Here is a 23,425-nt window from a genome sequence, read left to right on the forward strand (position 1 = left end):
CGCCCCGCATGGCGCATCGGGGATAAGCCGCAAGCTTGCCCGGCACGCTATGTCGCCTATGTCGTGAAACCCGAGCATGGGTCAGGTTGTAGTTCCACCCAGGGCCGACCCATCCGGAACCTAGGATGTCGCCGCCGCCGGACAATTTGCGGGAGAGCCGCCATGGCAATGAACCCCTTTGCGTTTCTACAGAAAATCGGCAAGTCACTGATGTTGCCGGTGGCGGTTCTTCCCGTCGCCGGTCTGCTGCTGGGTATCGGCGCGGCGAACTTCGAATGGATGCCGCCGCTGTTGTCGATGCTGATGAAGAATTCCGGCGACGTGATCTTCGGCAATCTGCCGCTGATCTTCGCCATCGGCGTGGCGCTGGGCTACACCGAGAATGACGGCGTGTCGGCCATCGCGGCCACCATCGGCTATATCGTGATGCTCGCCACGCTGGGCGTGATGACCGGGGTCTGGGGCATGGAGCCGAAGACCATCATGGGCATCAAGTCGATGGAAACCGGCGTGTTCGGCGGCATCCTGGCCGGCGGGCTGGCGGCGGCGATGTTCAACCGCTTCTACAAGATCGCGCTGCCGGCCTATCTGGGATTCTTCGCCGGTAAGCGCTTCGTGCCGATCATCACGGCGCTGGCCGCCATCGTGCTCGGCATCGTGCTGTCGGTGGTCTGGCCGCCGGTGCAGGAGGGCATCAACAGCTTCTCGCGCTGGGCGGCGGTGAACGATCCGCGTCTGGCCGCGACCATCTACGGCTTCGTCGAACGCCTGCTGATCCCCTTCGGCCTGCACCACATCTGGAACGTGCCCTTCTTCTTCGAGATCGGGTCGTTCCAGAATGCCGCCGGGCAGGTGGTCCATGGCGACATCGCCCGCTATTTCGCCGGCGATCCGACCGCCGGCATCCTGTCCGGCGCCTTCCTGTTCAAGATGTTCGGCCTGCCGGCGGCGGCCATCGCCATGTGGCACACCGCCAAGCCGGAGAACCGGGTGCGCGTCGGCGGCATCATGGTGTCCGCCGCACTGACCTCCTTCCTGACCGGCATTACGGAACCCATCGAGTTCAGCTTCCTGTTCCTGGCGCCGGTGCTGTACCTGATCCATGCGGTGCTGGCGGCGACCTCGCAGTTCATCATGAACTCGCTGGGCGCCCATATGGGCTTCACCTTCTCGCAGGGCGGCATCGACTTCGTGCTGTTCAATGCGCTGAGCCCGCTGTCGCAGAAATGGTGGCTGGTGCTGATCCTGGGGCCGGTCTATGCGGCGATCTACTATGTCGTGTTCCGCTACACCATCCTGGCGCTGAACCTGAAGACCCCCGGCCGCGAGGACGCGACGGAGGAAAGCGTCAGCACCGCCACCGGCAGCGAGCGGGCGCGCGACCTCGTCCTGGCCTTCGGCGGGCGTGGCAACATCAGCAATCTGGACGCCTGCATCACCCGCCTGCGCGTGGTGGTGAAGGACCCGGCCCGCGTCGACGACGGCAAGCTGCGCGGCATGGGCGCGTCCGGCGTCCTGCGGGTGCGCGACAGCGTGCAGGCGGTGTTCGGCACCCTGTCGGAGAATCTGAAGACGGAGATGCAGGAGTATCTGCACAGCGCTGGCGCGGAAGCCGACGGTCCCGCCGCCGTGGCGGCACCGGTCGCAGCGAAGCCGGTATCCGCTCCGGCCGCGGCGGCGGTCCCGACCGACCGCGCCGCCCGCATCGCCGAGGCGCTGGGCGGCGCCGGCAACATCAAGGACGTGGCCGGATTCGCCACCACCCGTCTGCGGGTCGAGTTGAGCGATGCCGGCAAGGCGAATGCCGAGGCGCTGAAGCGGGCCGGCGTGCGCGCGGTGATGGGGTTGGGCGCCAACGGCCTGGACCTGATCGTCGGCAACGACGCCGACGCGCTGGCCGGTGCGATGACCGGCATGCTGCCGGGCGGACGGCGCGCCGCCGAATAGCGGGCATCCTGTCTGGTATTTGAGTGGTTTTATCGTGCGGCGCGACCTTTTCCGGGTCGCGCCGCTTTTCTTTTCCGCATTGCGGCGGCTGTCGTGATGAGATTCCACCAATGGACGCTGGCCTCCGGCGCAAGAAGGTCTTACATTGGTATCTATACCAGTCAATCGCGAGCGCCGCCATGACCGATCAGGGCATTCCAGAGTTCAACGCCTCCCGCTCTACCCCGCTGATGGCCCCACTGATGGCGGTGGAGGCGGCGGAGGCCCCCGCCGCGGTGGCCCGGCAGATTGAGCGTTGTGGCGCCGGCTTCGCCGAACTGGGCGAACGGTTGCGCCGCGAGCCGCCGCGCTTCGTCGTCACCTGCGCCCGCGGCAGCTCCGATCATGCCTCGGCCTATGGCAAATATCTGATCGAGACGCGGATCGGGCGGGCGGTGGCCTCCATCGGGCCGTCCATCGCCTCGGTCTATGGTGGGCATCTCAGCCTGGAGGGGGCGCTGTTCATCGCCGTTTCGCAGTCGGGCCGCAGCCCAGACCTGCTGCGGCTGGTGGAGGCGGCGAAGACCGGCGGTGCGCGGGTGGTCGGTTTCGTCAATGCCGAGGACTCGTCGCTGGCGGAAATGTGCGACCATTTCCTGCCGCTGGCGGCCGGGCCGGAACGCAGCGTCGCCGCGACGAAATCCTGCATCGCCTCGCTGGCCGCCTATCTGCAGCTGGTGGCGCACTGGCAGGACGATCCGGCGTTGAAGGCGACGCTGGCGGCCCTGCCCGACACGCTGGAGGCGGCGAAGGGGCTGGACTGGAAGCCGGCGCTGATGCCGCTCGCCACCGCGCAGAACCTCTATGTGCTGGGGCGCGGAGTCGGCTTTGGCGCGGCGCTGGAGATGGCGCTGAAATTCAAGGAAACCTGCCGCCTGCATGCCGAGGCCTTCAGCGCGGCGGAGGTGGTCCATGGTCCGCTGGCTCTGGTCGGCCCCAGTTTCCCGGTGCTGGCCCTGACCCAGCCCGATGCGGCGGAGCCCCACACCCGCGCGGTGGTTGAGCGCATCGTCGGTTTGGGGGCGAGCGTCGCCACCACCGAAGCGGGGCTGGCGGGAACCACGCTGCTGCCCAGCCTGCCGGGGATCGCGCCGGAGGCGGCGCCGCTGGCGGCATTGCAGAGCTTCTATGGCGCGGTCTATGAACTGGCGCTGGCCCGCGGCATCGACCCCGACAGCCCGCCCAACCTTGCCAAAGTGACGAAGACCGTCTGATGCGACAGCTCCTGACCGGTGCCCGGATTTTCACGGGCGAGACCATCCTCGACGGCCGCAGCCTGCTGGTCGCCGATGGCCGCATCCTCGACATCGTGGCGCCCGGCCGCACCCCGCCGGAGGTCGAGCGGACGGTGGCGCTGGAGGCCGGCGGCCTGCTGGCGCCCGGTTTCCTCGACATCCAGGTCAACGGCGGCGGCGGCGTGCTGTTCAACGAGCAGCCGACGGCGGACGCGACACTGGCCATCGCCGCGGCGCACCGGCGCTTCGGCACCACCGGGCTGTTGCCGACCATCATCACCGATACTCCCGACTGCCACCGTGCCGCCGCCGAGGCGGCGGTGACGGCAGTGGCCAAACCGGGCAGCGGTGTGCTCGGGATCCATTTCGAGGGCCCCTTCATCAGCCCGCAGCGGGTCGGCGCCCATGACCCGCGCTTCGTCCGCGCACCGGACGAGGGCGATCTCGCCTTCATCGGCGGGCTGCCGGCACGGATGCCGGGTGGCCGGGTGCTGCTGACCCTGGCGCCGGAATGCGTGGAGGATGCGGCGCTGTCCCGGCTGATGGCGGCGGGGGTGATCCTGTCGGTCGGCCACACGATGGCGAGCGCCGAGCGGGTGGTGGAGGCCTTCGATCTCGGCGTGCGCGGGGTGACGCACCTCTACAACGCCATGCCCAGCATCGCCAACCGCCAGCCCGGCCCGGCCGGGGCGGCGCTGGGCGACGGACGGCCCTGGTGCGGGCTGATCGCCGACGGGCATCACGTTCATCCGCTGATGATGCGCGCCGCGCTGGCCGCCCGGCCGCGCGGCCGGATGATGCTGGTGACCGACGCCATGCCGCCGACCGGCACCGACGCGGATCGCTTCGAGCTGAACGGGCGGACGATCTACCGGCGCGACGGGCGGTTGGTGCTGGCCGACGGCACTCTGGCGGGGGCCGATCTCGACATGACGACGGCGGTGCGCAATGCCGGGACGCTGATCGGCCTGCCACTGGAGGAATCACTGCGGATGGCGTCGCTCTATCCGGCTGAGTTCCTGGGAATGGACGGCGAGCGGGGCAGGATCGCGCCTGGCTGGCGGGCCGATCTGGTGCTGCTGCGGCCGGACCTGACGGTGCGCGGGACTTGGGTCGAGGGGGAGTGGCGGGGGGCTTAGGTGGGGGCTGACTTCACATAGATCACACGCCCACCGCCACGATCTCCAGACCATCCTCGTCCACGCGCACCCGCAGTGCGGTCAGGTCGGGCAGGGACAGGTTGCCGTCCAGCTCATGCGCCGCCAGCGTCGTGGTCAATCCGATCACCCAGGCGCCTGCCGCGTTGCCGGCCGCCAGTCCCGCCGGGGCATCCTCGAACACCACGGTGTCGCGCGGGTCGAAGCCGAGCCTCTCGGCGGCGGTGCGGTAACCTTCGGGGTGGGGCTTGCCCTGGCTGACATTGTCGGCGCCGATCAACAGGTCGGGCAGCGGCAGGCCGGCCTGGGCGATGCGCTTCCGCGCCATGTCGTGCGGGGCGGAGGTGACCACCGCCCATCGGTGGCGCGGCAGCGATTGCAGAAGCTCCAGCGCGCCGGGGACGGCGCGCACCCCTTCGGTGTCGCCGGTGTAGCACTCCTCCACCAGACGCACCTCCTCGTCGATGTCGGCACCGGCGGGGGCGAAGCGGCGGACGGTCTCGATGCTGCGGACGCCATGACAGACTGCAAGGATCGCCTCGGGATCGAGATCGTGCCGGGCGGCCCAGGCGCGCCAGGAGCGCTCAACCGGACCCTTGGTGTCGATCAGAGTGCCGTCCATGTCGAACAGGATGGCGCGGACGCGGAAGGGGGTATCAAGGGCAGGCTTCATCGCTCGCTCTCGTTGGAATCGTCGGTGTGGGACGGAATGGTCCGGGGGGATCAGACCAGCGACAGCTCCACGACGAAGTCATAGGCGTCGCCGCGGTAGTGGGAACGGACGAACTCCAGAGGGGTTCCGTTTTCCAGGAAGGTGCGGCGCTCAATGTAGAGGGCGGGGGCGCCGTCGGGAACCCCCAGAAGCGTGGCCTGATCCGCCGGCAGGCGAATGGCAGACAAGCGTTGCAGCGCGCGGAAAGGTGCATGGCCGCGCCCGCGCAGGGTCTCGTACAGGGAACCCTGCACCAGATCGGGATCGGGCAGAAAACTGGTCGGCAGGGCGCTGAGTTCGATGGCGAGCGGGGTGCCGTCGGCCAGACGCAGCCGGTGCAGCCGCACCACCTCCGCCCCCGGACGCAGGCCCAGCGCCATCGCCTCCTCCGGCGTCGCGGTGGCGACCGAGCGGCTGAGCCAGCGCGAATCCGGCTTCAGCCCGCGCCCGCCGATGTCCTCGGTGAAGCTGGTCAGGGCGGACAGCCGCTGTTCCACATGGGGGCTGCGGTTGATGAAGGTGCCGGCACCCTGGCGCTGGTGCAGCAGCCCCTCCGCGATCAGTTCGCGCAGGGCCTTGCGCACGGTGACGCGCGACACGCCGAAGGTCTCCGCCAGCTCCCGCTCGCCGGGAAGGGCGTCCTGGTCGGTCAGCCTGCCCTCGACGATCAGCGTCCGCAGATGCCGCGCCAATTGCAAGTACAGCGGCAGGGGCAGGGCATCCGACAGGGCGGTCGGGTCGAACGGGGCCGCGGCGGCGGCAGTGGACATCGGCAACCACTCCAGTGCTCCGGAACCGGCATGATACCACTGAAAGGCCTTTGGGCAACAGGCGCCGGACGGGATGCAGAGGGGCAAGCACAATTACAACCAGTTTCAGATTGCGGAATGTCCGGATTTTGGTATTCTGCGCATACAGTCCAATCTAATACCACCAACCAGACAACACCAGCCCCTGACCTGACGCCGGGGCGACAGCGGAGCCGGAACGATGGCGGGCGGCACGGAAGATGCGGCGAACCGGTACAGCCGGCTGGATGTGTGGCCGGCCGCCGAACTGATGACGGCCCTTTGGGAGGGGCAGACGCGCGCACTCGCCGCCTGCGCTCCCGCCTTGCCGCTGGTCGCCGCTGCCGTGGAGGCGGCCGCGGATCGTCTCGCTGCGAGAAATGGGCGGCTGGTCTATGCCGGGGCCGGGTCGTCGGCGATGGTCGCGGCCCTCGACGGGCTGGATCTGGGGCCGACCTTCGACTGGCCGGCGGAGCGGCTGGTGCTGCTGATCGCCGGCGGGCTCGACCTGTCGCGCGGGCTGGCCGGCGCGGCGGAGGATGACGAGGGGGCAGGGCGGGCCGATGCCGGACGGGCGGGCGTTTGCGCCGACGACGTGGTGGTCGGCCTGTCCGCCAGCGGCGCCAGCGCCTACACCGTCGGTGTCCTGCGCGCAGCAAGGGAGGCGGGGGCCCTGACCATGGGCATCGCCAGCAGCGCGCGCTCCCCCCTGCTGGACGCGGTGGAGCATCCGGTGCTGACCGTGACGGGGGCCGAGGTGATCGCCGGATCGACCCGGCTCGGCGCCGGCACCGCGCAGAAGGTGGTGCTGAACCTGTTCTCGACCGGCGTCATGACCGCGCTCGGCAATGTCTACGACAATTTGATGATCAATGTCCGGCCGGAGAATGCCAAGCTCCGCCGCCGCTGCACCGCCATGGTCGCCCGCATCGCCGGCGTGGATGAGGATGCGGCCGGGACGGCGCTGGAGCGGCACGGTGACGTGCGCCGCGCCGTGCTGGGGCTGGCCGGGCTGGAAGCGCCCGAGATCGACCGGCTGCTGGTCGAGACCGGCGGCAACCTGCGCCGCGCCATGGAACAGGCGCGGTCGGGCTCCAAAACGCAAGAATGACCAACATGCGAGGCCCGGCCCCCTTGAGGCCGGAGCCCGTTGCACTGGGAGACGTCCGAATGTCTGCTGATCGTTTGTCGGGCGACCGTTTTTCGGGCGTCCAGAGGCTTGGGCGGGCGCTGATGCTGCCGATCGCCGTGCTGCCCATTGCCGGGCTGCTGCTGCGCATCGGCCAGCCCGACCTGCTGAACATCGCCTTCATCGCCGCGGCGGGCGACGCCGTCTTCTCCAACCTGGGCGTCCTGTTCGCCGTCGGCATCGCCATCGGCTTTGCCCGCGAGAACCACGGCGCCGCCGGGCTGGCCGGCGCCGTCGGCTATTTTGTGGCGGTGAAGGGTGCGGTGGTGCTGAGCGGCGTCGCGCCGGAACTGGTGGCGAAGATGTCGAGCCGCATCAGCATCCCGGTCGGCATCCTGATCGGCATCATCGCCGGACAGCTCTATAACAAATATAAGGACATCAAGCTGCCGGACTATCTCGCCTTCTTCGGCGGGCGGCGCTTCGTGCCCATCGTCACCGGTCTGGCGGCGCTGGGGATCGCGCTGGTCTTCGGTTATGGCTGGCCCGTCGTCGATTCCGGACTGACCGCGCTGACCACCGGCGTGCTGGGGCTGGGCGAGTTCGGTCTGTTCCTCTACGGCGTGCTCAACCGCATCCTGATCATCACCGGGCTGCACCACATCATCAACAACATCGCTTGGTTCCTGCTGGGCGATTACCAGGGCGTCACCGGCGACCTGAACCGCTTCTTCAAGGGCGACCCGACGGCCGGCGCCTTCATGGCCGGCTTCTTCCCGGTGATGATGTTCGGCCTGCCCGCCGCCTGCCTCGCCATGTACCACACCGCCAAGCCGGAGAACCGGGCGGCGGTCGGCGGCGTGCTGCTGTCGATGGCGCTGACCGCCTTCCTGACTGGCGTGACGGAGCCGGTGGAGTTCGCCTTCATCTTCCTGGCGCCGGTGCTGTTCGCTGTCCATGCCGTGCTGACCGGCCTGTCGATGGTGCTGATGGACGTGCTGAACGTGAAGCTGGGCTTCGGCTTCTCGGCGGGGCTGTTCGACTATGTGCTGAACTATGGCAAGGCGACCAACCCGATCCTGCTGCTGCCGGTGGGCGCCGCTTACTTCGCCATCTATTACGGGCTGTTCCGCTTCGTCATCCAGCGCTTCGACCTGAAGACGCTGGGCCGCGACGACATCGCCATTCCCGCCGGTCAGGCGCCAACCGCTGCCGGTGTCCGGCCCGCCATTGTGTCGGCCGCATCGGCCCCGGCGGTCAGCGACCGTGCCGGCGCTTATGTTGCCGCACTGGGCGGGGCCGGCAACCTGCGCTCGGTGGAAGCGTGCACCACCCGCCTGCGCCTGAACGTCGCCGATGCCAGCCGGGTGAACGAGGTGGAGTTGAAGCGCATCGGCGCCCGCGGTGTGGTGAAGCCGTCGGCCAATTCGGTCCAGGTGATCGTCGGTCCGATTGCCGACCAGCTGGCGGGCGAGATCCAGGACTCGTTGAACGCGTCGGCGGGCTTGCGGGTCTGATCGAAGGCACCCCGGTCCCACCATTGGAAAGCCCCGGTTCCTCGCGGAACCGGGGCTTTCCGTCTTTTGAGGCCTGTGTACCGTCAGGCGGGTTCCGGCTCGTCGGCGAAGATCGCCTTCAGGTCGATGCGGGTGTCGGTCTTCGCCTCAAGATCCAGCTGGCGTTCGACCTCGTCGAGATGCTCGATCATCAGGGCGGTCGCCTCGCCGGGGCGGTTGCCGATCAGGGCGGCAATCAGGCGGCGGTGATCGTCGGCGGAACAGGTGTGCGACGAGCGCCGCTCGAATGCCGCGATGGCAAGGCTGGAACGGTCGATCAGGTCGGTCAGGATGCCGGCCAGCGTCGCGTTGCCGGCGAACTCGGCCAGCAGCAGGTGGAACTGGCCGGACAGGCGGATCATCGCCTTGCGGTCGGCGGCGCGTTCCGCCGCGTCCTCCAGCGCGCCATGGCCGCGCAGCTTCTCCAGCATGTCGTCGGACAGCGGGCGGGGCAGCCGCTCCAGCCGTTCCATGATCGCACGCTCGATCACCCGGCGCGCTTCGAACACCTCGCGTGCCTCTTTCGGCGACGGCTTGGCGACGAAGGCGCCACGGTTGGGGATCAGCGTCACCACCCGCCGCTGTGCCAGCAGAAGCAGCACCTTGCGCACCCGCTCGCGGCTGACGCCGAAGGCTTCGGCCAGGCTTTCCTCCGTCAGCTTGGTGCCGGGCGGCAGGCGGCGGTCGGCGATGGCCTCCCCGATGCTGCGGACGATGCGGGATTCCGCGTTGCCGCGCGGCCCACCGGTGCGGGCGAGAGGAGTGCGGCGGGCTGGCTTGGCGGGGGCGGCGGTGGTCATGGGCGGGGAATGTGCTTTTACCGGAGTGCGGGAAACGTACCGCAAATTGTGCACAAAGCGGGCCAGCGAGGGAACCGCAATCGCTTGAGCGGGATGCCGGTATTCGCCCTGATCAGAAGTGCCTAAAACCGCGCCACTGCGCCGAACTGCTGCACAAATGCCGCGCCTTTACGCAGAAGACGGCCATGGGATCGGCGGGTTTCCGCCATTTGACCGTTGGCACGCGGGATGCAAAAGGCGGAACGGTCACAAACGACCGCGCAGATTGTGCACAATTCTGGAGGCCCTTCGATGACGGCAGGTTCGACGGTCGAGCTGGTGAAGCTGCGCAAGGCCTATGGAACGACCGTGGCGGTGGACGGCATCGATCTGCGGATCGCCGCCGGGTCCTATTGCTGCCTGCTGGGGCCGAGCGGCTGCGGCAAGACCTCCACCCTGCGGATGATCGCCGGGCACGAGGACATCACCGACGGCGACCTGCTGATCGGCGACACGGTGGTCAATGACGACCCTCCGGCCAAGCGCGGCACCGCGATGATGTTCCAGAGCTACGCCCTGTTCCCCCATCTCGACTGCACCGACAATGTCGCCTTCAGCCTGAAGATGAAGGGCGTTGCGAAGGAGGAGCGGCGGCGCCGGGCGGCCGGGATGCTCGATCTGGTCGACATGGGCAAATATGCCGGCCGCCTGCCGTCGCAGCTGTCGGGTGGGCAGCAGCAGCGCGTGGCGCTGGCCCGTGCGCTGATCACCCGGCCGGGCGTGCTACTGCTGGACGAACCGCTGTCGGCGCTCGACCCCTTCCTGCGGGTGCGCATGCGGGAGGAGCTGAAGCGCCTGCACCGTGACATCGGCATCACCTTCATCCATGTCACCCACAGCCAGACCGAGGCGATGGCGCTGGCCGACCTTGCCGTGGTGATGAACCAGGGGCGGATCGAGCAGGCCGGGCCACCGCGCGAACTGTTCAACCAGCCGCGCACCGCCTTCGTCGCCCGCTTCATCGGCGGCCACAACGTGATCGAAGGCGGGGTCGTGGGCGACGCCGGCCGCTGCGCCGTCCGGACCGACCGCATCCAACTCGGCGGGGCCGATATGCCGAGCGAAATCCAGGTGGAGGGCACGGTGCGCTCGCTGGAGTATCACGGCGCCTCGGTCCATCTCAGCCTCGACGTTGCCGGTGCCGACGAGTTCGCCGTCGTGCTGGATGAGGCCCGCTATTTCGATGCCCCCGTGGGCGTGGGCGACCGCGTGCGTGCCGGCTGGAGCCGCCGTGACATCCACCCGCTGGTGGCCTGACCTTTTCAAAAACCGCTCATCAAAAAACAACACGACGAACAGACTGGAGGCTCAGCGATGACCGACACCCGTACTCCTTCGAAGCTCTCCACCGGCGTCAGCCGCCGCACCCTGCTGAAGGGCACCGCCGCCGTGGCGGGTGCCGCCGTCGGCTCGGGCGCCATCACCGGCTTTCCGACCATCTGGGCGCAGAACATCAAGAACGTGACGTTGCGCCAGTTCGGCACCGGCGTGTCGAACCTGAACGCCGTCGCCGACAAGGTGAAGGAGGATCTGGGCTTCACCCTGCAGATGACGGCGCTGGATTCCGATGCGGTGACGCAGCGTGCGGTGACCCAGCCGAAGTCCTACGACATCGCCGACATCGAATACTGGATCGGCAAGAAGGTGTTCCCGGCCGGCGTCATGCAGCCGATGGACGTGAAGAAGATCAAGAACTTCGACAAGATCGTCCCGATCTTCATCACCGGCAAGCTGACGCCCGACAGCGCCATCGCCCAGGGCACCGCCCCCCACACCGTCGGCTTCGTCGAGGGCAAGGACAGCACCAAGTTCGCCAAGGCGCCGACCGAGTGGATGACGCTGATCCCGACCATCTACAACGCCGACACGCTGGGCATCCGCCCCGATCTGGTCGGCCGTCCGATCTCCAGCTGGAAGGATCTGCTCGATCCCGCCTTCAAGGGCAAGGCGTCGCTGCTGAACATCCCGTCGATCGGCATCATGGACGCCGCCATGGTCTGCGAGGCGATGGGCGAGGTCAAATATGGCGACAAGGGCAACATGACCAAGGAGGAGATCGACAAGACCCTCAAGATCATGACCGACGCCAAGAAGGCCGGTCAGTTCCGCGCCTTCTGGAAGACCTTCGACGAGAGCGTCAACCTGATGTCGTCGGGCGAGGTCATCATCCAGTCGATGTGGTCGCCGGCCGTCGCCGCCGTGCGCGCCAAGGGCATCCAGTGCGTCTACCAGCCGCTGAAGGAGGGTTATCGCGCCTGGGGCGGCGGTCTCGGCATCGCCAAGCATCTGAGCGGGCTGGAGCTGGACGCGGCCTATGAATACATCAACTGGTACCTGTCGGGTTGGGTCGGCGCCTATCTGAACCGCCAGGGCTATTATTCGGCCGTGCTCGACACCGCCAAGCAGCACATGTCGCCGGAAGAATGGGCCTTCTGGATGGAGGGCCAGCCTGCCAAGGCCGATATCCTCAGCCCCGAAGGCAAGGTGATGGAAAAGGCCGGCGCGGTGCGTGACGGCGGCTCGTTCCAGGACCGCATGGGCCGCGTCGCCTGCTGGAACGCGGTGATGGACGAGGACCGCTACATGGTCCGCAAGTGGAATGAGTTCATCGCGGCGTAACGATCGCAGCCGTGAGCAATCCCCTCTCCCCCCGGGGGAGAGGGGGACGCGCGGCGAGGATCTTCAAGCGTCGCACACTCTCCGCTCCCTATTGAACACACCCTGTGCATCCCCCTCACCCCGACCCTCTCCCCGGGGGGGAGAGGGGGATAATCGTCGACACCACGCACCGCAGGACCCCGCCGATGACCCTGACCGCCGAAACGTCCCGACCGTCCGTCACGGCCGCCGCCGGCAGGGTGCGCCGTCGCCGCCTGTTGCCGCGCGTGGCGCCTTATCTCCAGGCGGCTCCGCTGACCGTCGCGCTGCTGGTGTTCCTGCTTGTGCCGATTCTGACCATCGTCGTCGTCAGCTTCTGGGACTACGACAGCGTCCGCTTCTACCCGGACTTCGTGCTGACCAACTACACCGAGCTGCTGACCTCGCCGGTCACCTGGAAGACCTATCTGAACACGCTGAAATATGCCGCGCTCACCTGGGCGATCACGCTGGGGATCGGCTTCACGGTGGCGTACTTCCTGGCCTTCCATGTGCGCTCCACCACCTGGCAGATGGTGCTGTTCCTGGTCTGCACCATCCCGTTCTGGACCTCCAACATCATCCGCATGATCTCGTGGATCCCATTCCTCGGACGCAACGGGCTGCTGAATTCCGGCCTGATCTCCGCCGGGATCATCGACCAGCCGCTGGAGTTCCTGCTGTTCTCCGACTTCTCGGTCGTGCTGGCCTTCGTCCATCTCTATGCGCTGTTCATGGTGGTGCCGATCTTCAATTCGATGATGCGCATCGACCGCGCCCTGATCGAGGCGGCGCGCGACGGCGGCGCCAGCGCGGCGCAGACCTTGTGGAACGTCATCCTGCCGCTGACCAAGCCCGGCATCGCCATCGGCTCCATCTTCGTCGTCACGCTGGTGATGGGCGACTTCATCACCGTGCGGCTGATGAGCGGCGGGCAGAGCGCCTCCATCGGGCTGATGATCGCCAACGAGATCTCGCTGCTGCAATACCCGGCGGCCGCCGCCAACGCCGTGGTGCTGCTGGCCGTCGTCCTGATCATGGTGGTGGCGATGCTGCGCATCGTCGACATCCGCAAGGAGCTGTGAGAGATGAACACCTCCCGCCGCGGCCTGTCCTTCTACCTGCTGGGGGCCTTCTTCGCGCTGTTCGTGCTGTTCCTCTACGGCCCGACCGCAACCATCCTGATCCTGTCCTTCCAGGGGCCGGAAGGCGGACTGACCTTCCCGATGAACGGCGTCTCGCTGCACTGGTTCCGCAACCTGTTCGAACAGCAGGCGGTGGGCGATTTCGGCGGCTCCTTCCGCCGCTCCATCGCGTTGGGACTGATGGTGATGGTGCTGACCGTGCTGTTCTCGGTGCTGGCCGGCTTCGCCTTCCGCCGCCGGTTCCGCGGCAGCGGGGCGATTTTCTATCTTGCCATCGCCAGCCTGATCGTGCCGTCGATCCTGGTCAGCCTGGGCATCGGCCTGTTCTTCAACATCCTGGGGCTGGAGCCGTCCTGGTACAGCTCGGCGCTGGGCGCGCACCTGACCTGGACGCTGCCCTTCGGGCTGCTGATCGTCTTCGCCATCTTCAACCGCTTCAACCCGGCCTATGAGGAGGCGGCGCGCGACCTGGGCGCCACGCCGTGGCAGACGGTGCGCCACGTGGTGCTGCCGATCCTGCTGCCCAGCCTGATCGGCGTCGGGCTGTTCGGCTTCACCCTGTCCTATGACGAGTTCGCCCGCACGCTGATGACCGCCGGCAGTTTCAACACGCTGCCGCTGGAAATCTACGGCATGACCACCAACGTCACCACGCCGGTGCTCTATGCGCTGGGGTCGCTGACGACGGTCTTCTCCTTCACCGTGATCGGCCTGTTCTTCCTGGGCTTGATCCTGCTGCGCCGCAATCGCCTGCGCCGAACCGGCGCCTGAGGATTACCGATACTATGCGCATTCTGGTCGTCAACCCGAACAGCACCGCCTCGATGACCGCGCGGATCGGTGCCGCCGCCCGTATCGTCGCGGCTCTCGGCACCGAGATCGTCGCCACCAACCCGCCGGGCGGACCGGCCAGCATCGAGGGCTATTACGACGAGGCGCTGGCGGTTCCCGGCATGCTGGCCGAAATCGAGCGGCAGCAGCGCGACGGCGTCCTCGCCGGTACGGTGATCGCCTGCTTCGACGATGTCGGGCTGGACGCCGCGCGCAGCCTCGCCACTGCACCGGTGGTCGGCATCTGCGAGGCGGCGATGCAGACCGCCGGGCTGCTGGGCGGCCGGTTCAGTGTCGTGACGACGCTGGCCCGTTCCATCCCGGCGTTGGAGCGGCTGGCCCAGCGTTACGGCATGGCCGGGCGCTGCACCATCCGTGCGGCCGGCGTGCCGGTGCTGGCGCTGGAGGATCCGGCGTCCGGTGCGGTCGAGCGCGTGCGGGCGGAAATCCGCCGGGCGGTGGAGCAGGATGGCGCCGAGACCATCGTGCTGGGCTGTGCCGGCATGGCTGACCTTGCCCGGTCCTTGAGCGAGGAGATGGGCCTGCCGGTGGTGGACGGGGTCACCGCCGCCGTCAAGCTGGTGGAGGGGCTGGCCGCCCTGGGGCTGCGGACCAGCAAGGTCGGCGGCTATGCGCCGCCGTTGCCCAAGGCGCGCTGACCCCTCCGCCGTCCTTTTTACAACGGCAGCGGTTCCGGGAAGTCCGGCGTGCCGATGCCGGGCAACCCCGCCTGGGTTGACATCGCTCCGCCCGCCAGTCCGCCGCTCAGGATGCGGCGGGCGGCTTCGGCGCATTGGCTGCGCAGTTCCGGCACCGCCGTCATTTCCCAGAAGGGCGCCTTGGCGACCGGCCCGAACGCCAGCAGGCGCGGCGACGGCGTGCCATCCGCGGCGATCACCGCTCCGCCCTCCGTCACGTCCAGCCCCAGCCGCAACTCGTCCGGACGGGCGAGGCCGCGGTCGAGCAGCGAGCGCACCAGCGGGTGGCGGATGCGGGTGTAGTCGCAGTTGGTGCCGGTGGCGTTGATCAGCGCGCCGGCCGTCAGCCGCCGCTCCGCCCCGCCGCCGCGCTCGGCGACGGTCAGTTCCAGGCCGTGCGCGGTCAGGGCGGCGTCCTTCAGGCGGCCGGGCAGGATGCTCAACTGGCCACTGTCGCGGGCGGCGGCGATGCGGTCGGCGACCTGCGGGGCCATGCGGTGGCGATGCACCTCCCAGAAGGGACGGGCGTGGCGCAGGAAGCGGCGGCGCTCCTCCATCGGCAGATGCGCCCAGATGCGGTGATGGTGCGGCCGCAACGCGTCGAAGGCCGACCGCCAGTCATAGCCGGCGGCGGTCGCCCGCCGGGCATCGGCCTTGAGCGCGATCAGCACGTCGAGGACCGTGCTGGGCAGCACGTCCGGATGCAGGAAGGAGGTGTAGGGCCGCGTCTCCTCATGGCGCAGCGGCAGCAGGCCACGGCGCGACACCGCGGTGACCGGCCCGCGATGCCCCTGGTCGAGCAGCGACAGCACCGTGTCCACCATGGTCAGCCCGGTGCCGAGGATGGCGACGGGAGCGTCCCGGTCGATGGTGCCGATGGCGGCGGCATCCCACGGGTCGCCGATGAAGCGGTCCGATGCGAAGGCCTCGTCCGCGGTCGGGGACGCCAGACAAGGCGGCGAGGGCGGGAAATTGCCGATGCAGAGGGCGGCGCTGTCGGCGCTGACCACCCGGCCGTCGCCGAGCCGCACATGCACCGCCGGCCGGCTGCCCGACGGGGTCTCGGTGCGGACATCCACCGCTTCGGCCCGGATCAGGTTCAGCCGGGCATGAGCGGGCGCCTCCGCCTGGGCCTCCGCCAGAACGTCCTGGATATAGGCGCCGTAGAGCGCGCGGGAGGCGAAGGCATGGCCGCTGGGCGGCATCGGCTCGTCCGGTGTCGGACCGTCCGCGCGGCTCCACAGCCAGCGCAGGAAATGGCGCGGATCGTCGGGATAGGCGCTCATGTTGTAGGCGCGGACGTTCAGCACATGCGTGCCGTTCGGTGTGGAATAGGCGACGCCGGTGCCCGGCCGGTGCCCGTATTCGATCAGATGCACCACCAGCGGCGCCTGGGCGCCGCGCAGCAGGTGGGCGGCCAGCAGGCTGCCGGTGAAGCCGGCACCGACGATGGCGATCTGGCGGGGCTGGTGGACAGCATCGGGGGGTGTGACGCCAGGGCGATGGAAGTGAGGCGTTGCAGGCATCGAAGTCCGTCCTTCCGTGAGTCATTCCGGAAAAGGCCGGCCGTTGGCGTCTGTTCCCCGAACCCGTCAGGCTATCGCTGAAAGAGGGGACTCGCGTCGGCCGTGTGTCTGCTCGGTCCGCTTCGTTCTGCCCTGAATATCACAGCGCCGGGTACACGCGCCATCGGCCGAACGGCAAACACTATTCCAAAAGTAGGGATTTGCCAGTTTTTTACGCATGCTGCCCCGCATCATCGCTGTCGCCAAGTCCGCGCCGATATGGCACATGCGTTCGGGCACCGCCGCCACCGCGCAGCTTTGCTGCAAGACCGATCAGGAGCACGCCCGATGTCGATGCCGCCCGTCCAGCCCGCCCCCCACGCTTCCGCTTGCGACCGGCTGGAAGCGGCGCTCTCCCGGATTGCCGATCCGGAACGGCAGGGTGCCATGGTGTTCACCGAGATCTATGCGGAGGAGGCGCGCTCCGCTGCGGCTGCCAGCGACCGCCGGGCGGCGGCGGGTCGCCAACTGGGGCCGCTCGACGGGCGGATCGTTTCAGTGAAGGCGCTGTTCGACGTGGCGGGCGATGCCACAGTGGCCGGCTCCGCCATCCTGCGCGGCCGTCCGGCAGCCGGGCGCGATGCCAGGGCGGTGGCCCGGCTGCGCGCCGCCGGGGCGGTTATCGTCGGCCGGACCCACATGACCGAATTCGCCTTCTCCGCGGTCGGCATCAATCCCCATTACGGCAATCCCGGAAATCCGCAGGACCGCTCGCGGGTGCCGGGCGGCTCCTCGTCCGGGGCGGCGATCTCGGTGGTCGATGGCATGGCGGAGATCGCGCTGGGCAGCGACACCGGCGGGTCGCTGCGCATTCCGGCGGCGCTGTCGGGTGCGGTCGGCTTCAAGCCGTCCGCCGGGCGCCTGTTGTCGGACGGGGCCTTTCCGCTGTCGCCGACGCTGGATGTCATCGGGCCGATTGCCGCCACTGTCGCGGATGCCGCTTTGCTGGACAGCATCCTTTCCGATGGCGATTTGGCGCCGCTGGCGCCGTTGTCCCTAGCCGGGCAATCCTTCCTGGTGGCGCGCGGACGGCTGTTCGACGGGATCGAGCCTGCCGTCGCCGCCGCCTTCGAGGCGGCGCTCGACCGGCTGCGGGCGGCCGGGGCGCAGGTCGTCGACGGGTCCATCGAGGCGGAACTGGACGCGCTGGCGGAACTGGACCGCATCGGCGTCTTCACCGCCATCGAGCTGGCGGCGACCCTCGCCGATCTCGGCATCACGGCGCTCGACGGCATCGACCCGAAGACCCGCGCGCGGATCGAGGCCGGTGGCAAGGCGCCCGCCGCCGATTATGTCCGCATGCAGAACCGCCGGGCCGCGCTGATCCGCCTGATGGATGAGCGGCTGACCCGCCATCCCGTCCTGCTGCTGCCGACGGTGCCGATGACGGCGCCCACCATCGCCGACGTGCTGGACGATGCGGCCTTCCACCGCGTCAATCTGGCCCTGCTGCGAAACACCCGTGTCGCCAACCTGTTCGACCTGCCGGCCATTTCCCTGCCGGTTCCGGCCGATGGGTTGCCGGTCGGCCTGATGGCGATGGGCCGGCGCGGCAGCGACCGCAGTCTGCTGGGCATCGCGGCCGGGATCGAAGCGGCGCTGCTGGGGTAAGTCTGCGCCAGGAGTGCTGTGACCATGATGGGGCCGTGAATTTTCAGCGCAGGAATCGCGGCCCCATGCGTATCACCCATGTGGACGTATGCCATTTTCAAAGAGTAGGTGTGAATGTTTATAAATAACCGATTCCTGACTCCCGAATGACCGCTCATCGTCACAAGCGGTGTCAAAGAGTGGCGACAGACAGAATCCGGTTCAATTTGCGGAAAACTCGCACTTATTGTCTGCCGGCGGTCGGATGACGACTGCAGACGAGAGCCGACGATCATCATGCGTGATGGTCGGATGCCATCCGGAGGCGCCGGGAATATTGGCGCGAGAATGCCGGATGACGATCGGCTGAAATGCTTGGAGACTTCCTATGGCTACCAACTTCGCCACTGATACGCTCAAGTCCGTGACGTCCAAGGCCACTGCGCCGACCTCAGCCGTCACGACCACCGACAGCGCAGTCGCCGAGTTCCGGGACCACCAGCTTCAGCACCAGCACGTCCAGGGCGATGCCGCCACCAACGGCACGAATGGGAACACGACGGCCGACACCACTGTCGGGCACAGCGCTCCGACGCTGTCGGACAGCGCCGTCGCCGAATTGAAGGCCGCCTATGTCGCGGTCGAAAAGGCCATCGCCGACGCCAAGAGCGGCAGCACGGCGACGGATACGGCGACGACCGACAGCACGGCAACCGATACCGCGACGAGCGATAGCTCCGCGACGGACAAGGCCGCCATCGGCAAGACTTCTGACACGACCACGCATCAGCCGCCGGCCGATCCGCTGGTGAAAATCCTGGCCGACGCCACCGGTGAAAGCACCGCCACGGTCCAGGGCGTGTTGCAGCAGGTTCGCGGCGTGCTGCACCAGGAACACCTGACCGATGCCACCGGCCACACCGGGACGGCCGATGCGAGGACGGACACAGGTACGTCCACCGGGAGCACCTCCATCACCACGGCGACCGACGACGCCAAGAGCGGCACCGGCGACGCACCGCATTGGCACGATCGCCTGATCGCACAGCATGACGGCTCGGGCACCGCCGGCTCGACCGATGCCGGTACCGGTCAGGCCGCTGCCGACGGTGGCAGTGCCATGTGGCAGCATTTCCTGAACCACTATGCCTCCGGCGACAGCGCGGTCACCGGCAATGCCGACGTGGTGGCGGCGGTCGACGGGTTCGTCGACACCGTCCAGTCGCTGCACCTCGACCCCGGCCATGCCCAGATCCATGGCGAGACTCATGGCCATGGCAGCGATGGCGTTCCTCTCGACACCGCCGTCTGACCGGTCCCGCGCCCTCCCGGCCGATGGGAGGGCGCGGCTCTCCCACAATCTGCTTTGTCATCCCAACGCAGAGTCCTACTCTTCATTGTGATTGAGGAACTGCGGTGGATACCGAGCGATGGACCTGACACCCGGCATGCTGGACAGGATGACCCCGGAACAGGAGCGTCTGTTCGAATCCCAATTGGAGCAGGATGACGGGGCGGAAATGCGCCGTGTGCTTCGCGCCGGTGTGCCGGTCTATTACACCAGGGAAGACACGCTGCCGGGGTGCGTGATCAAGGAATATCCGGACGGCCGGACGGAACTGGTCGATTTCTCGACAGGTGACGAACGCCCGGTTTCACCGCTCGCAAAATGATCCGGCCACAGATCTGGGTGCTCGCCGGTCCGAACGGGGCAGGCAAGTCGACCATTGCACGCCGCTTCTTCATTGGACGAATTCCTTTCGTCAATGCCGATGACATCGCGCGCGACCTCGATCCGAACGACGTGAACAGCATCTCGGCCCACATGCGGGCCGGCCGCATCGCTTTGGAACTTCGCGACGGCTACCTGAACCGGAGCGAAACCTTCGCCATGGAAACGACGCTGACCGGCAAGAGCGAACTGGCATTGATGCGGCGCGCCCGGGAGGCCGGCTACAAGGTCAATCTCATCTTCGTCGGTATTGGCAACGTCGCGATTTCCGCCGCGCGCGTTCGGACGCGCGTTCTCCTCGGCGGTCATGACGTTCCGAAGGAGGCCATTCTGCGCCGATATGGTCGTAGCATGGCAGCCTTGGCCGAGGCTGTTGCGATAGCGCACAGAAGCTGGGTGTTCGACAATTCCGGCGGACAGCGTCGCCTTTTGTTGAAGCTCGAAAGGGAACGGGTAATCAAGCAGGCTCCGATTCTTCCAGCCTGGGCCGCAGAAGCCGTTCCACAGGCTTTCAGAGCATCTCAGGAGTAACGTTTTTCTTCGAATATGCCCTAAGATAGGCCGTATTTCCTGATCTTGTCGTGCAGTGTGGTCTTGGCGATCTGCAACTCTTCCGCGGCGCGGGCGAGGCTGTGGTCGGTGCGGCGCAGGGTGTCGGCGATCAGGGCGCGTTCGAAGGCCTCGACCGCCTGGGCCAACGGGCGGTTGGCGGCGGGATGGGATGTTGCGAAGGGGGGAAAGCCCTGTTCGATGCCCAGAACGCACCGGTCGGCGACATTGTGCAGCTCGCGCACGTTGCCCGGCCAGTCGTAGGCCATCAGGCGGCGCATGCGCTCGGCGTCCGGCGGCGGGACCGGGCGGCCGTGGCGGGCGGCGGCCTGGAGCGTGAACTGCTCGAACAGCAGCGGGATGTCCTCGCGCCGGTCGCGCAAGGGCGGCAGCGGCAGATTGGCGACATTCAGCCGGTAATAGAGGTCGGCGCGGAACTGCCCGCGGTCGGCAAGCTCGCGCAGATCCACCTTGGTCGCGGCGATCACCCGGCAATCGACATGGACGGGGGTGTTGGAGCCCAGCCGCTCCAGCGTGCGCTCCTGAAGCACGCGCAGGAACTTGATCTGCACCGGCATCGGCATGCTCTCGATCTCGTCGAGGAACAGGGTGCCGCCGCTGGCATGCTCCACCTTGCCGACGCGCCGCTTGCCGGCCCCGGTGAAGGCGCCGGCCTCGTGGCCGAAGATCTCGCTGTCGATCAGGCTTTCCGGCAGGCCGCCGCAGTTGATCGCGACGAAGTTGCCGCTGCGCCGCGGGCTGGCGTCGTGCAGGCAGCGGGCGGCCAGCTCCTTGCCGGACCCGGTTTCACCATGGATCAGCACGTCGGCCGCCGAACTGGCGAGGTCGCCGATCAGCCGGCGCACCCGCGCCATCTGCGGCGATCCGCCAACCAGCCGCGCCTCGATGCTGTCGCGGTTCTGCAGGCGGGCGCGCAGGTCGCGCACCTCCAGCGTCAGGCGGCGCTTGTCCAGGGCGCGGCGCACCACCTCGACCAGATAGTCGGGAGAGAAGGGTTTCTCGATGAAGTCATGGGCGCCCAGCTTCATCGCCTGCACCGCCATCGACACGTCGCCATGGCCGGTCATCAGCACCACCGGCAGGTCCGGGTCGCTTGCCAGCAGCTCGGCCAGCAGAGCCATCCCGTCCATGCCCGGCAGGCGGATGTCGGTGACGACGATGCCGGGAAAGCCGTCGGCCACCAGACGCCGGGCCTTCTCCGCGCTGTCCACCGCCTCCGTCGGGATGTCCTCCAATTCCAACGCCTGCTGGCAGCCAAGGCTGACATTGGGGTCATCCTCGACGATGAGGACCTTCAGGGGCAGGGCATTCAAGGCTGGGACGGCAGGGTCGGACATTTGAGTTCTCCGGCCTGGACGGCGGCAAGGATTGAGGCCGGGTCGGTGGACAGCGTGGCGGCGGGAAGGTCGATGGTGAAGACCGCTCCGCCATCCGGACCGTTCGCCCCGGTCAGGGCGCCGCCGAAGTCACGCACGATCCCGGCCGAGATGGCAAGTCCCAAGCCGAGCCCGCCGCTTCCCTCCTTGGCTCCATCCTTCACCGCCTCCTTGGTGGTGAAGAAGGGCTCGAACAGGCGGGGCAGCACCTCGGCGGGCAGGCCGGGGCCGTTGTCGGCGACCTCGATGCGCACCCGGTCGCCCTCCGTCCGGGCGGTCAGCGTCAGCCTGCCCCCTGTCCGACCGCTCAGCGCATCCAGGCCGTTGGCGAGCAGATTGACCAGCACCTGCTCCAGCCTGTTGGGATCGCAGAGTGCCGCGACATCCTCCGATGCATCGACCTGCACGGCGACACCCGACCGCCGCAGACGCTGGTCCAGCAGGAACAAAGCATTGTCGATGGGCCGGCGTACCGCGACCGGGCGGGGCGCTCCGGAGGATTTGCGGGCAAAGGACTTCAGCTGGCTGGTCAGCGCCCCCATGCTGTCCACCATATGGGCGATGCGCTCCAGGTTGCCTTGCGCCGCCTCCAGATTGCCGCGCTGGAGGAACTTGACCGTGTTGCCCGACAGGGTGCGGAGCGCCGCCAGCGGCTGGTTCAGCTCATGCGCCAGGCCGGCGGAGAGCTGGCCGATCACCGCCAGCTTGCCGGCATGGACCAGCTCGTCCTGGGCGGCGCGCAGGTTGCGGGTGCGCTCCTCCACCTTGCGTTCAAGCTCATGCAGGTGGCGGCGGCGCTGCACCCACATCAGAAGCAGGATGCCGGGGACGGCACTGCCCATGGCCGCGAGGGCGGCGCGGGTCCAGGCCATGCCGGTCACCTGATCGACCGGCGACAGCACGGTCATTGTCCAGCCGGTGCCTTGCAGGGGGGCCGTCTGGGCCAGGAACCCGCCGGACACCGGGAAGACGGTTTCCTCCAACTGTCCATCGGCTGGGCGGGAGAGGCGCACCAGTTCGGCATCGCTGGCGACGCGTTCCTGCCGCATCAGCCCCAGCGGCGAAAGCGGGCGGGCGTTGTATTGCAGGGTCTGGTCGAAATGGCGGCGGGTCGGCTCGTCCATCGGCCGCAGGGTGGTGAATTTCCACGAGGGGACGGAGGCCAGGATCACCACGCCATTCTCGTCGGCGACCAGCACCGGCGCCTCGACCGTCGACCAGGATTGCTCCAGCTGCTCCAGACTGACCTTCACCACGGCGACGCCGACGATGGCGCCATCCTCGGTCAGCGGCGAGGACAGGTAGTAGCCGGCCTCCCCCCGCGTGGTGCCGACCCCGAAGAATCGGCCCTGGCGGCCGGCCGTGGCTTCGATGAAATAGGGGCGGTAGGACAGATCCTCGCCGATGAAGCTGTCGGGGCGGTTCCAGTTGCTGGCGGCCAGCACCCGGCCCTGGCGGTTCAGGACATAGATCGACAGGGTGCCGGCCCGCTCGTTCAGCCGTTCCAGATAGCGGTTCAGCCCCCAGGCCAGCGGCGCCCGTCCGGCGACGAGGTCGAGGACGTCGCGCTCCAGCCCCAGCGTCGCCGGGAAATAGGCGTATTTGTCGATCTCGCGCTCAAGGCTCTCGGCATAGAGATCGAGCCGGTGGTGCCCGGTCTCCTGCAACGCGGCGAGGCCCATCCCCTCGCTGAGACGGAAGCCCATGACGCCGGCAAGCAGGGCCAGACCGGCGAGCGCCGGCAGGAGAAGGCCGATGGTGCGGAGGCGTCTGGCGGCAGGCATGAGAAAGACGGGCATGAAAAAGGCGGGCAGGGAAAGGGGCCACCGCATCATAGCAGAAGCCCCCGTCCCATTGCCCGCCTGTCTTCCGAGCCGCT

20 protein-coding genes are annotated in these 23,425 nt (G+C 68.0%); 14 read left to right on the top strand and 6 right to left on the bottom strand.

Annotated elements, in window-relative coordinates; translation table 11 throughout:
- The first annotated feature begins 162 nt into the window (after nt 1-162).
- The 3 genes from ptsG (at nt 163) to nagA (ending at nt 4,360) form a co-directional block, all read left to right on the top strand.
- Nucleotides 163-1,947: a PTS glucose transporter subunit IIBC gene (gene ptsG / locus ABNQ39_RS27925; protein ID WP_376964656.1), complete on the top strand. Its 1,785-nt coding sequence runs from the start codon at nt 163-165 to the stop codon at nt 1,945-1,947.
- A 179-nt stretch (nt 1,948-2,126) separates the two neighbouring features.
- Nucleotides 2,127-3,200 (top strand): SIS domain-containing protein, encoded by a 1,074-nt coding sequence (locus ABNQ39_RS27930; RefSeq protein WP_376964658.1) that lies wholly within the window; start codon nt 2,127-2,129, stop codon nt 3,198-3,200.
- The gene (gene nagA / locus ABNQ39_RS27935) at nt 3,200-4,360 is read left to right on the top strand and encodes an N-acetylglucosamine-6-phosphate deacetylase (RefSeq protein ID WP_376964660.1); all 1,161 of its coding nucleotides are present in this window, start codon (nt 3,200-3,202) and stop codon (nt 4,358-4,360) included. Before ABNQ39_RS27930 ends, nagA begins: the two co-directional genes overlap by 1 nt.
- Nucleotides 4,361-4,382: 22 nt before the next feature.
- Here the strand turns inward: nagA and ABNQ39_RS27940 are convergent, their stop codons facing one another.
- Nucleotides 4,383-5,051, bottom strand: coding sequence for an HAD-IA family hydrolase (locus ABNQ39_RS27940; protein ID WP_376964662.1), 669 nt, complete (start codon nt 5,049-5,051; stop codon nt 4,383-4,385).
- Nucleotides 5,052-5,101: 50 nt separating this feature from the next.
- Complete coding sequence (locus tag ABNQ39_RS27945) at nt 5,102-5,860, bottom strand: GntR family transcriptional regulator (RefSeq protein WP_376964664.1); 759 nt, start codon at nt 5,858-5,860, stop codon at nt 5,102-5,104.
- Between the two features lie 220 nt (nt 5,861-6,080).
- Between ABNQ39_RS27945 and ABNQ39_RS27950 the strand changes: the two genes are divergently transcribed.
- Together ABNQ39_RS27950 and nagE are read left to right on the top strand one after the other, a co-directional pair.
- A complete protein-coding gene (locus tag ABNQ39_RS27950) occupies nt 6,081-6,989 on the top strand; it encodes an N-acetylmuramic acid 6-phosphate etherase (protein WP_376964666.1) in 909 nt (302 codons plus the stop codon).
- A 59-nt stretch (nt 6,990-7,048) separates the two neighbouring features.
- Nucleotides 7,049-8,524 carry an N-acetylglucosamine-specific PTS transporter subunit IIBC gene (gene nagE / locus ABNQ39_RS27955; protein ID WP_376964668.1) on the top strand — a complete coding sequence of 492 codons (1,476 nt, stop codon included), beginning with the start codon at nt 7,049-7,051 and terminating at the stop codon, nt 8,522-8,524.
- 83 nt (nt 8,525-8,607) lie between these two features.
- Here the strand turns inward: nagE and ABNQ39_RS27960 are convergent, their stop codons facing one another.
- The gene (locus ABNQ39_RS27960; protein ID WP_376964670.1) at nt 8,608-9,363 is read right to left on the bottom strand and encodes a GntR family transcriptional regulator; all 756 of its coding nucleotides are present in this window, start codon (nt 9,361-9,363) and stop codon (nt 8,608-8,610) included.
- 291 nt (nt 9,364-9,654) lie between these two features.
- On the opposite strand from ABNQ39_RS27960, the gene ABNQ39_RS27965 reads away from it, so the two are divergent.
- From ABNQ39_RS27965 to ABNQ39_RS27985, 5 genes are all read left to right on the top strand, one after another.
- Entirely contained in the window at nt 9,655-10,659 is a 1,005-nt protein-coding gene (locus tag ABNQ39_RS27965; RefSeq protein WP_376964672.1) for an ABC transporter ATP-binding protein, read from the top strand.
- Between the two features lie 57 nt (nt 10,660-10,716).
- A complete protein-coding gene (locus tag ABNQ39_RS27970; RefSeq protein ID WP_376964674.1) occupies nt 10,717-12,021 on the top strand; it encodes an ABC transporter substrate-binding protein in 1,305 nt (434 codons plus the stop codon).
- Between the two features lie 185 nt (nt 12,022-12,206).
- On the top strand, nt 12,207-13,124 hold the full coding sequence (locus ABNQ39_RS27975; protein WP_376964676.1) for an ABC transporter permease: 918 nt from the start codon (nt 12,207-12,209) through the stop codon (nt 13,122-13,124).
- Nucleotides 13,125-13,127: 3 nt separating this feature from the next.
- Entirely contained in the window at nt 13,128-13,955 is an 828-nt protein-coding gene (locus ABNQ39_RS27980) for an ABC transporter permease (protein ID WP_376964679.1), read from the top strand.
- Between the two features lie 14 nt (nt 13,956-13,969).
- Nucleotides 13,970-14,674 carry an aspartate/glutamate racemase family protein gene (locus ABNQ39_RS27985; protein WP_376964681.1) on the top strand — a complete coding sequence of 235 codons (705 nt, stop codon included), beginning with the start codon at nt 13,970-13,972 and terminating at the stop codon, nt 14,672-14,674.
- A 17-nt stretch (nt 14,675-14,691) separates the two neighbouring features.
- Here the strand turns inward: ABNQ39_RS27985 and ABNQ39_RS27990 are convergent, their stop codons facing one another.
- Nucleotides 14,692-16,239 (bottom strand): FAD/NAD(P)-binding protein, encoded by a 1,548-nt coding sequence (locus ABNQ39_RS27990; protein ID WP_376964683.1) that lies wholly within the window; start codon nt 16,237-16,239, stop codon nt 14,692-14,694.
- Between the two features lie 327 nt (nt 16,240-16,566).
- Here ABNQ39_RS27990 and ABNQ39_RS27995 point away from each other — a divergent pair, with 327 nt between their 5' ends.
- The 4 genes from ABNQ39_RS27995 to ABNQ39_RS28010 all read left to right on the top strand — a co-directional run bounded on the left by ABNQ39_RS27995 (nt 16,567) and on the right by ABNQ39_RS28010 (nt 20,131).
- On the top strand, nt 16,567-17,889 hold the full coding sequence (locus tag ABNQ39_RS27995) for an amidase (protein ID WP_376964685.1): 1,323 nt from the start codon (nt 16,567-16,569) through the stop codon (nt 17,887-17,889).
- Between the two features lie 367 nt (nt 17,890-18,256).
- Nucleotides 18,257-19,180 (top strand): hypothetical protein, encoded by a 924-nt coding sequence (locus ABNQ39_RS28000; RefSeq protein WP_376964687.1) that lies wholly within the window; start codon nt 18,257-18,259, stop codon nt 19,178-19,180.
- 118 nt (nt 19,181-19,298) lie between these two features.
- Entirely contained in the window at nt 19,299-19,541 is a 243-nt protein-coding gene (locus ABNQ39_RS28005) for a hypothetical protein (protein WP_376964689.1), read from the top strand.
- The gene (locus tag ABNQ39_RS28010) at nt 19,538-20,131 is read left to right on the top strand and encodes a zeta toxin family protein (protein WP_376964691.1); all 594 of its coding nucleotides are present in this window, start codon (nt 19,538-19,540) and stop codon (nt 20,129-20,131) included. Before ABNQ39_RS28005 ends, ABNQ39_RS28010 begins: the two co-directional genes overlap by 4 nt.
- Nucleotides 20,132-20,151: 20 nt before the next feature.
- Here the strand turns inward: ABNQ39_RS28010 and ABNQ39_RS28015 are convergent, their stop codons facing one another.
- Together ABNQ39_RS28015 and ABNQ39_RS28020 are read right to left on the bottom strand one after the other, a co-directional pair.
- A complete protein-coding gene (locus ABNQ39_RS28015) occupies nt 20,152-21,507 on the bottom strand; it encodes a sigma-54-dependent transcriptional regulator (protein WP_376964693.1) in 1,356 nt (451 codons plus the stop codon).
- The gene (locus ABNQ39_RS28020) at nt 21,480-23,330 is read right to left on the bottom strand and encodes a sensor histidine kinase (RefSeq protein WP_376964695.1); all 1,851 of its coding nucleotides are present in this window, start codon (nt 23,328-23,330) and stop codon (nt 21,480-21,482) included. Before ABNQ39_RS28020 ends, ABNQ39_RS28015 begins: the two co-directional genes overlap by 28 nt.
- Nucleotides 23,331-23,425 lie beyond the last annotated feature (95 nt).

It is taken from the genome of Azospirillum sp. A26, from assembly GCF_042604635.1.
Taxonomy (GTDB): Bacteria; Pseudomonadota; Alphaproteobacteria; order Azospirillales; family Azospirillaceae; genus Azospirillum; species Azospirillum palustre.

Coding starts and splice junctions, on each gene's coding strand:
- ABNQ39_RS27930 (WP_376964658.1), top strand. CDS start 2,127: ATGACCGATCAGGGCATTCCAGAGTTCAACGCCTCCCGCTCTACCCCG.
- ABNQ39_RS27975 (WP_376964676.1), top strand. CDS start 12,207: ATGACCCTGACCGCCGAAACGTCCCGACCGTCCGTCACGGCCGCCGCC.
- ABNQ39_RS28020 (WP_376964695.1), bottom strand. CDS start 23,330: ATGCCTGCCGCCAGACGCCTCCGCACCATCGGCCTTCTCCTGCCGGCG.
- ABNQ39_RS27950 (WP_376964666.1), top strand. CDS start 6,081: ATGGCGGGCGGCACGGAAGATGCGGCGAACCGGTACAGCCGGCTGGAT.
- ABNQ39_RS28010 (WP_376964691.1), top strand. CDS start 19,538: ATGATCCGGCCACAGATCTGGGTGCTCGCCGGTCCGAACGGGGCAGGC.
- ABNQ39_RS27945 (WP_376964664.1), bottom strand. CDS start 5,860: ATGTCCACTGCCGCCGCCGCGGCCCCGTTCGACCCGACCGCCCTGTCG.
- ABNQ39_RS27940 (WP_376964662.1), bottom strand. CDS start 5,051: ATGAAGCCTGCCCTTGATACCCCCTTCCGCGTCCGCGCCATCCTGTTC.
- ABNQ39_RS27980 (WP_376964679.1), top strand. CDS start 13,128: ATGAACACCTCCCGCCGCGGCCTGTCCTTCTACCTGCTGGGGGCCTTC.
- ABNQ39_RS27970 (WP_376964674.1), top strand. CDS start 10,717: ATGACCGACACCCGTACTCCTTCGAAGCTCTCCACCGGCGTCAGCCGC.
- ABNQ39_RS28005 (WP_376964689.1), top strand. CDS start 19,299: ATGGACCTGACACCCGGCATGCTGGACAGGATGACCCCGGAACAGGAG.
- ABNQ39_RS27990 (WP_376964683.1), bottom strand. CDS start 16,239: ATGCCTGCAACGCCTCACTTCCATCGCCCTGGCGTCACACCCCCCGAT.
- ABNQ39_RS27995 (WP_376964685.1), top strand. CDS start 16,567: ATGTCGATGCCGCCCGTCCAGCCCGCCCCCCACGCTTCCGCTTGCGAC.
- ABNQ39_RS27985 (WP_376964681.1), top strand. CDS start 13,970: ATGCGCATTCTGGTCGTCAACCCGAACAGCACCGCCTCGATGACCGCG.
- nagE (WP_376964668.1), top strand. CDS start 7,049: ATGTCTGCTGATCGTTTGTCGGGCGACCGTTTTTCGGGCGTCCAGAGG.
- ptsG (WP_376964656.1), top strand. CDS start 163: ATGGCAATGAACCCCTTTGCGTTTCTACAGAAAATCGGCAAGTCACTG.
- nagA (WP_376964660.1), top strand. CDS start 3,200: ATGCGACAGCTCCTGACCGGTGCCCGGATTTTCACGGGCGAGACCATC.
- ABNQ39_RS27965 (WP_376964672.1), top strand. CDS start 9,655: ATGACGGCAGGTTCGACGGTCGAGCTGGTGAAGCTGCGCAAGGCCTAT.
- ABNQ39_RS27960 (WP_376964670.1), bottom strand. CDS start 9,363: ATGACCACCGCCGCCCCCGCCAAGCCAGCCCGCCGCACTCCTCTCGCC.
- ABNQ39_RS28015 (WP_376964693.1), bottom strand. CDS start 21,507: ATGTCCGACCCTGCCGTCCCAGCCTTGAATGCCCTGCCCCTGAAGGTC.
- ABNQ39_RS28000 (WP_376964687.1), top strand. CDS start 18,257: ATGGCTACCAACTTCGCCACTGATACGCTCAAGTCCGTGACGTCCAAG.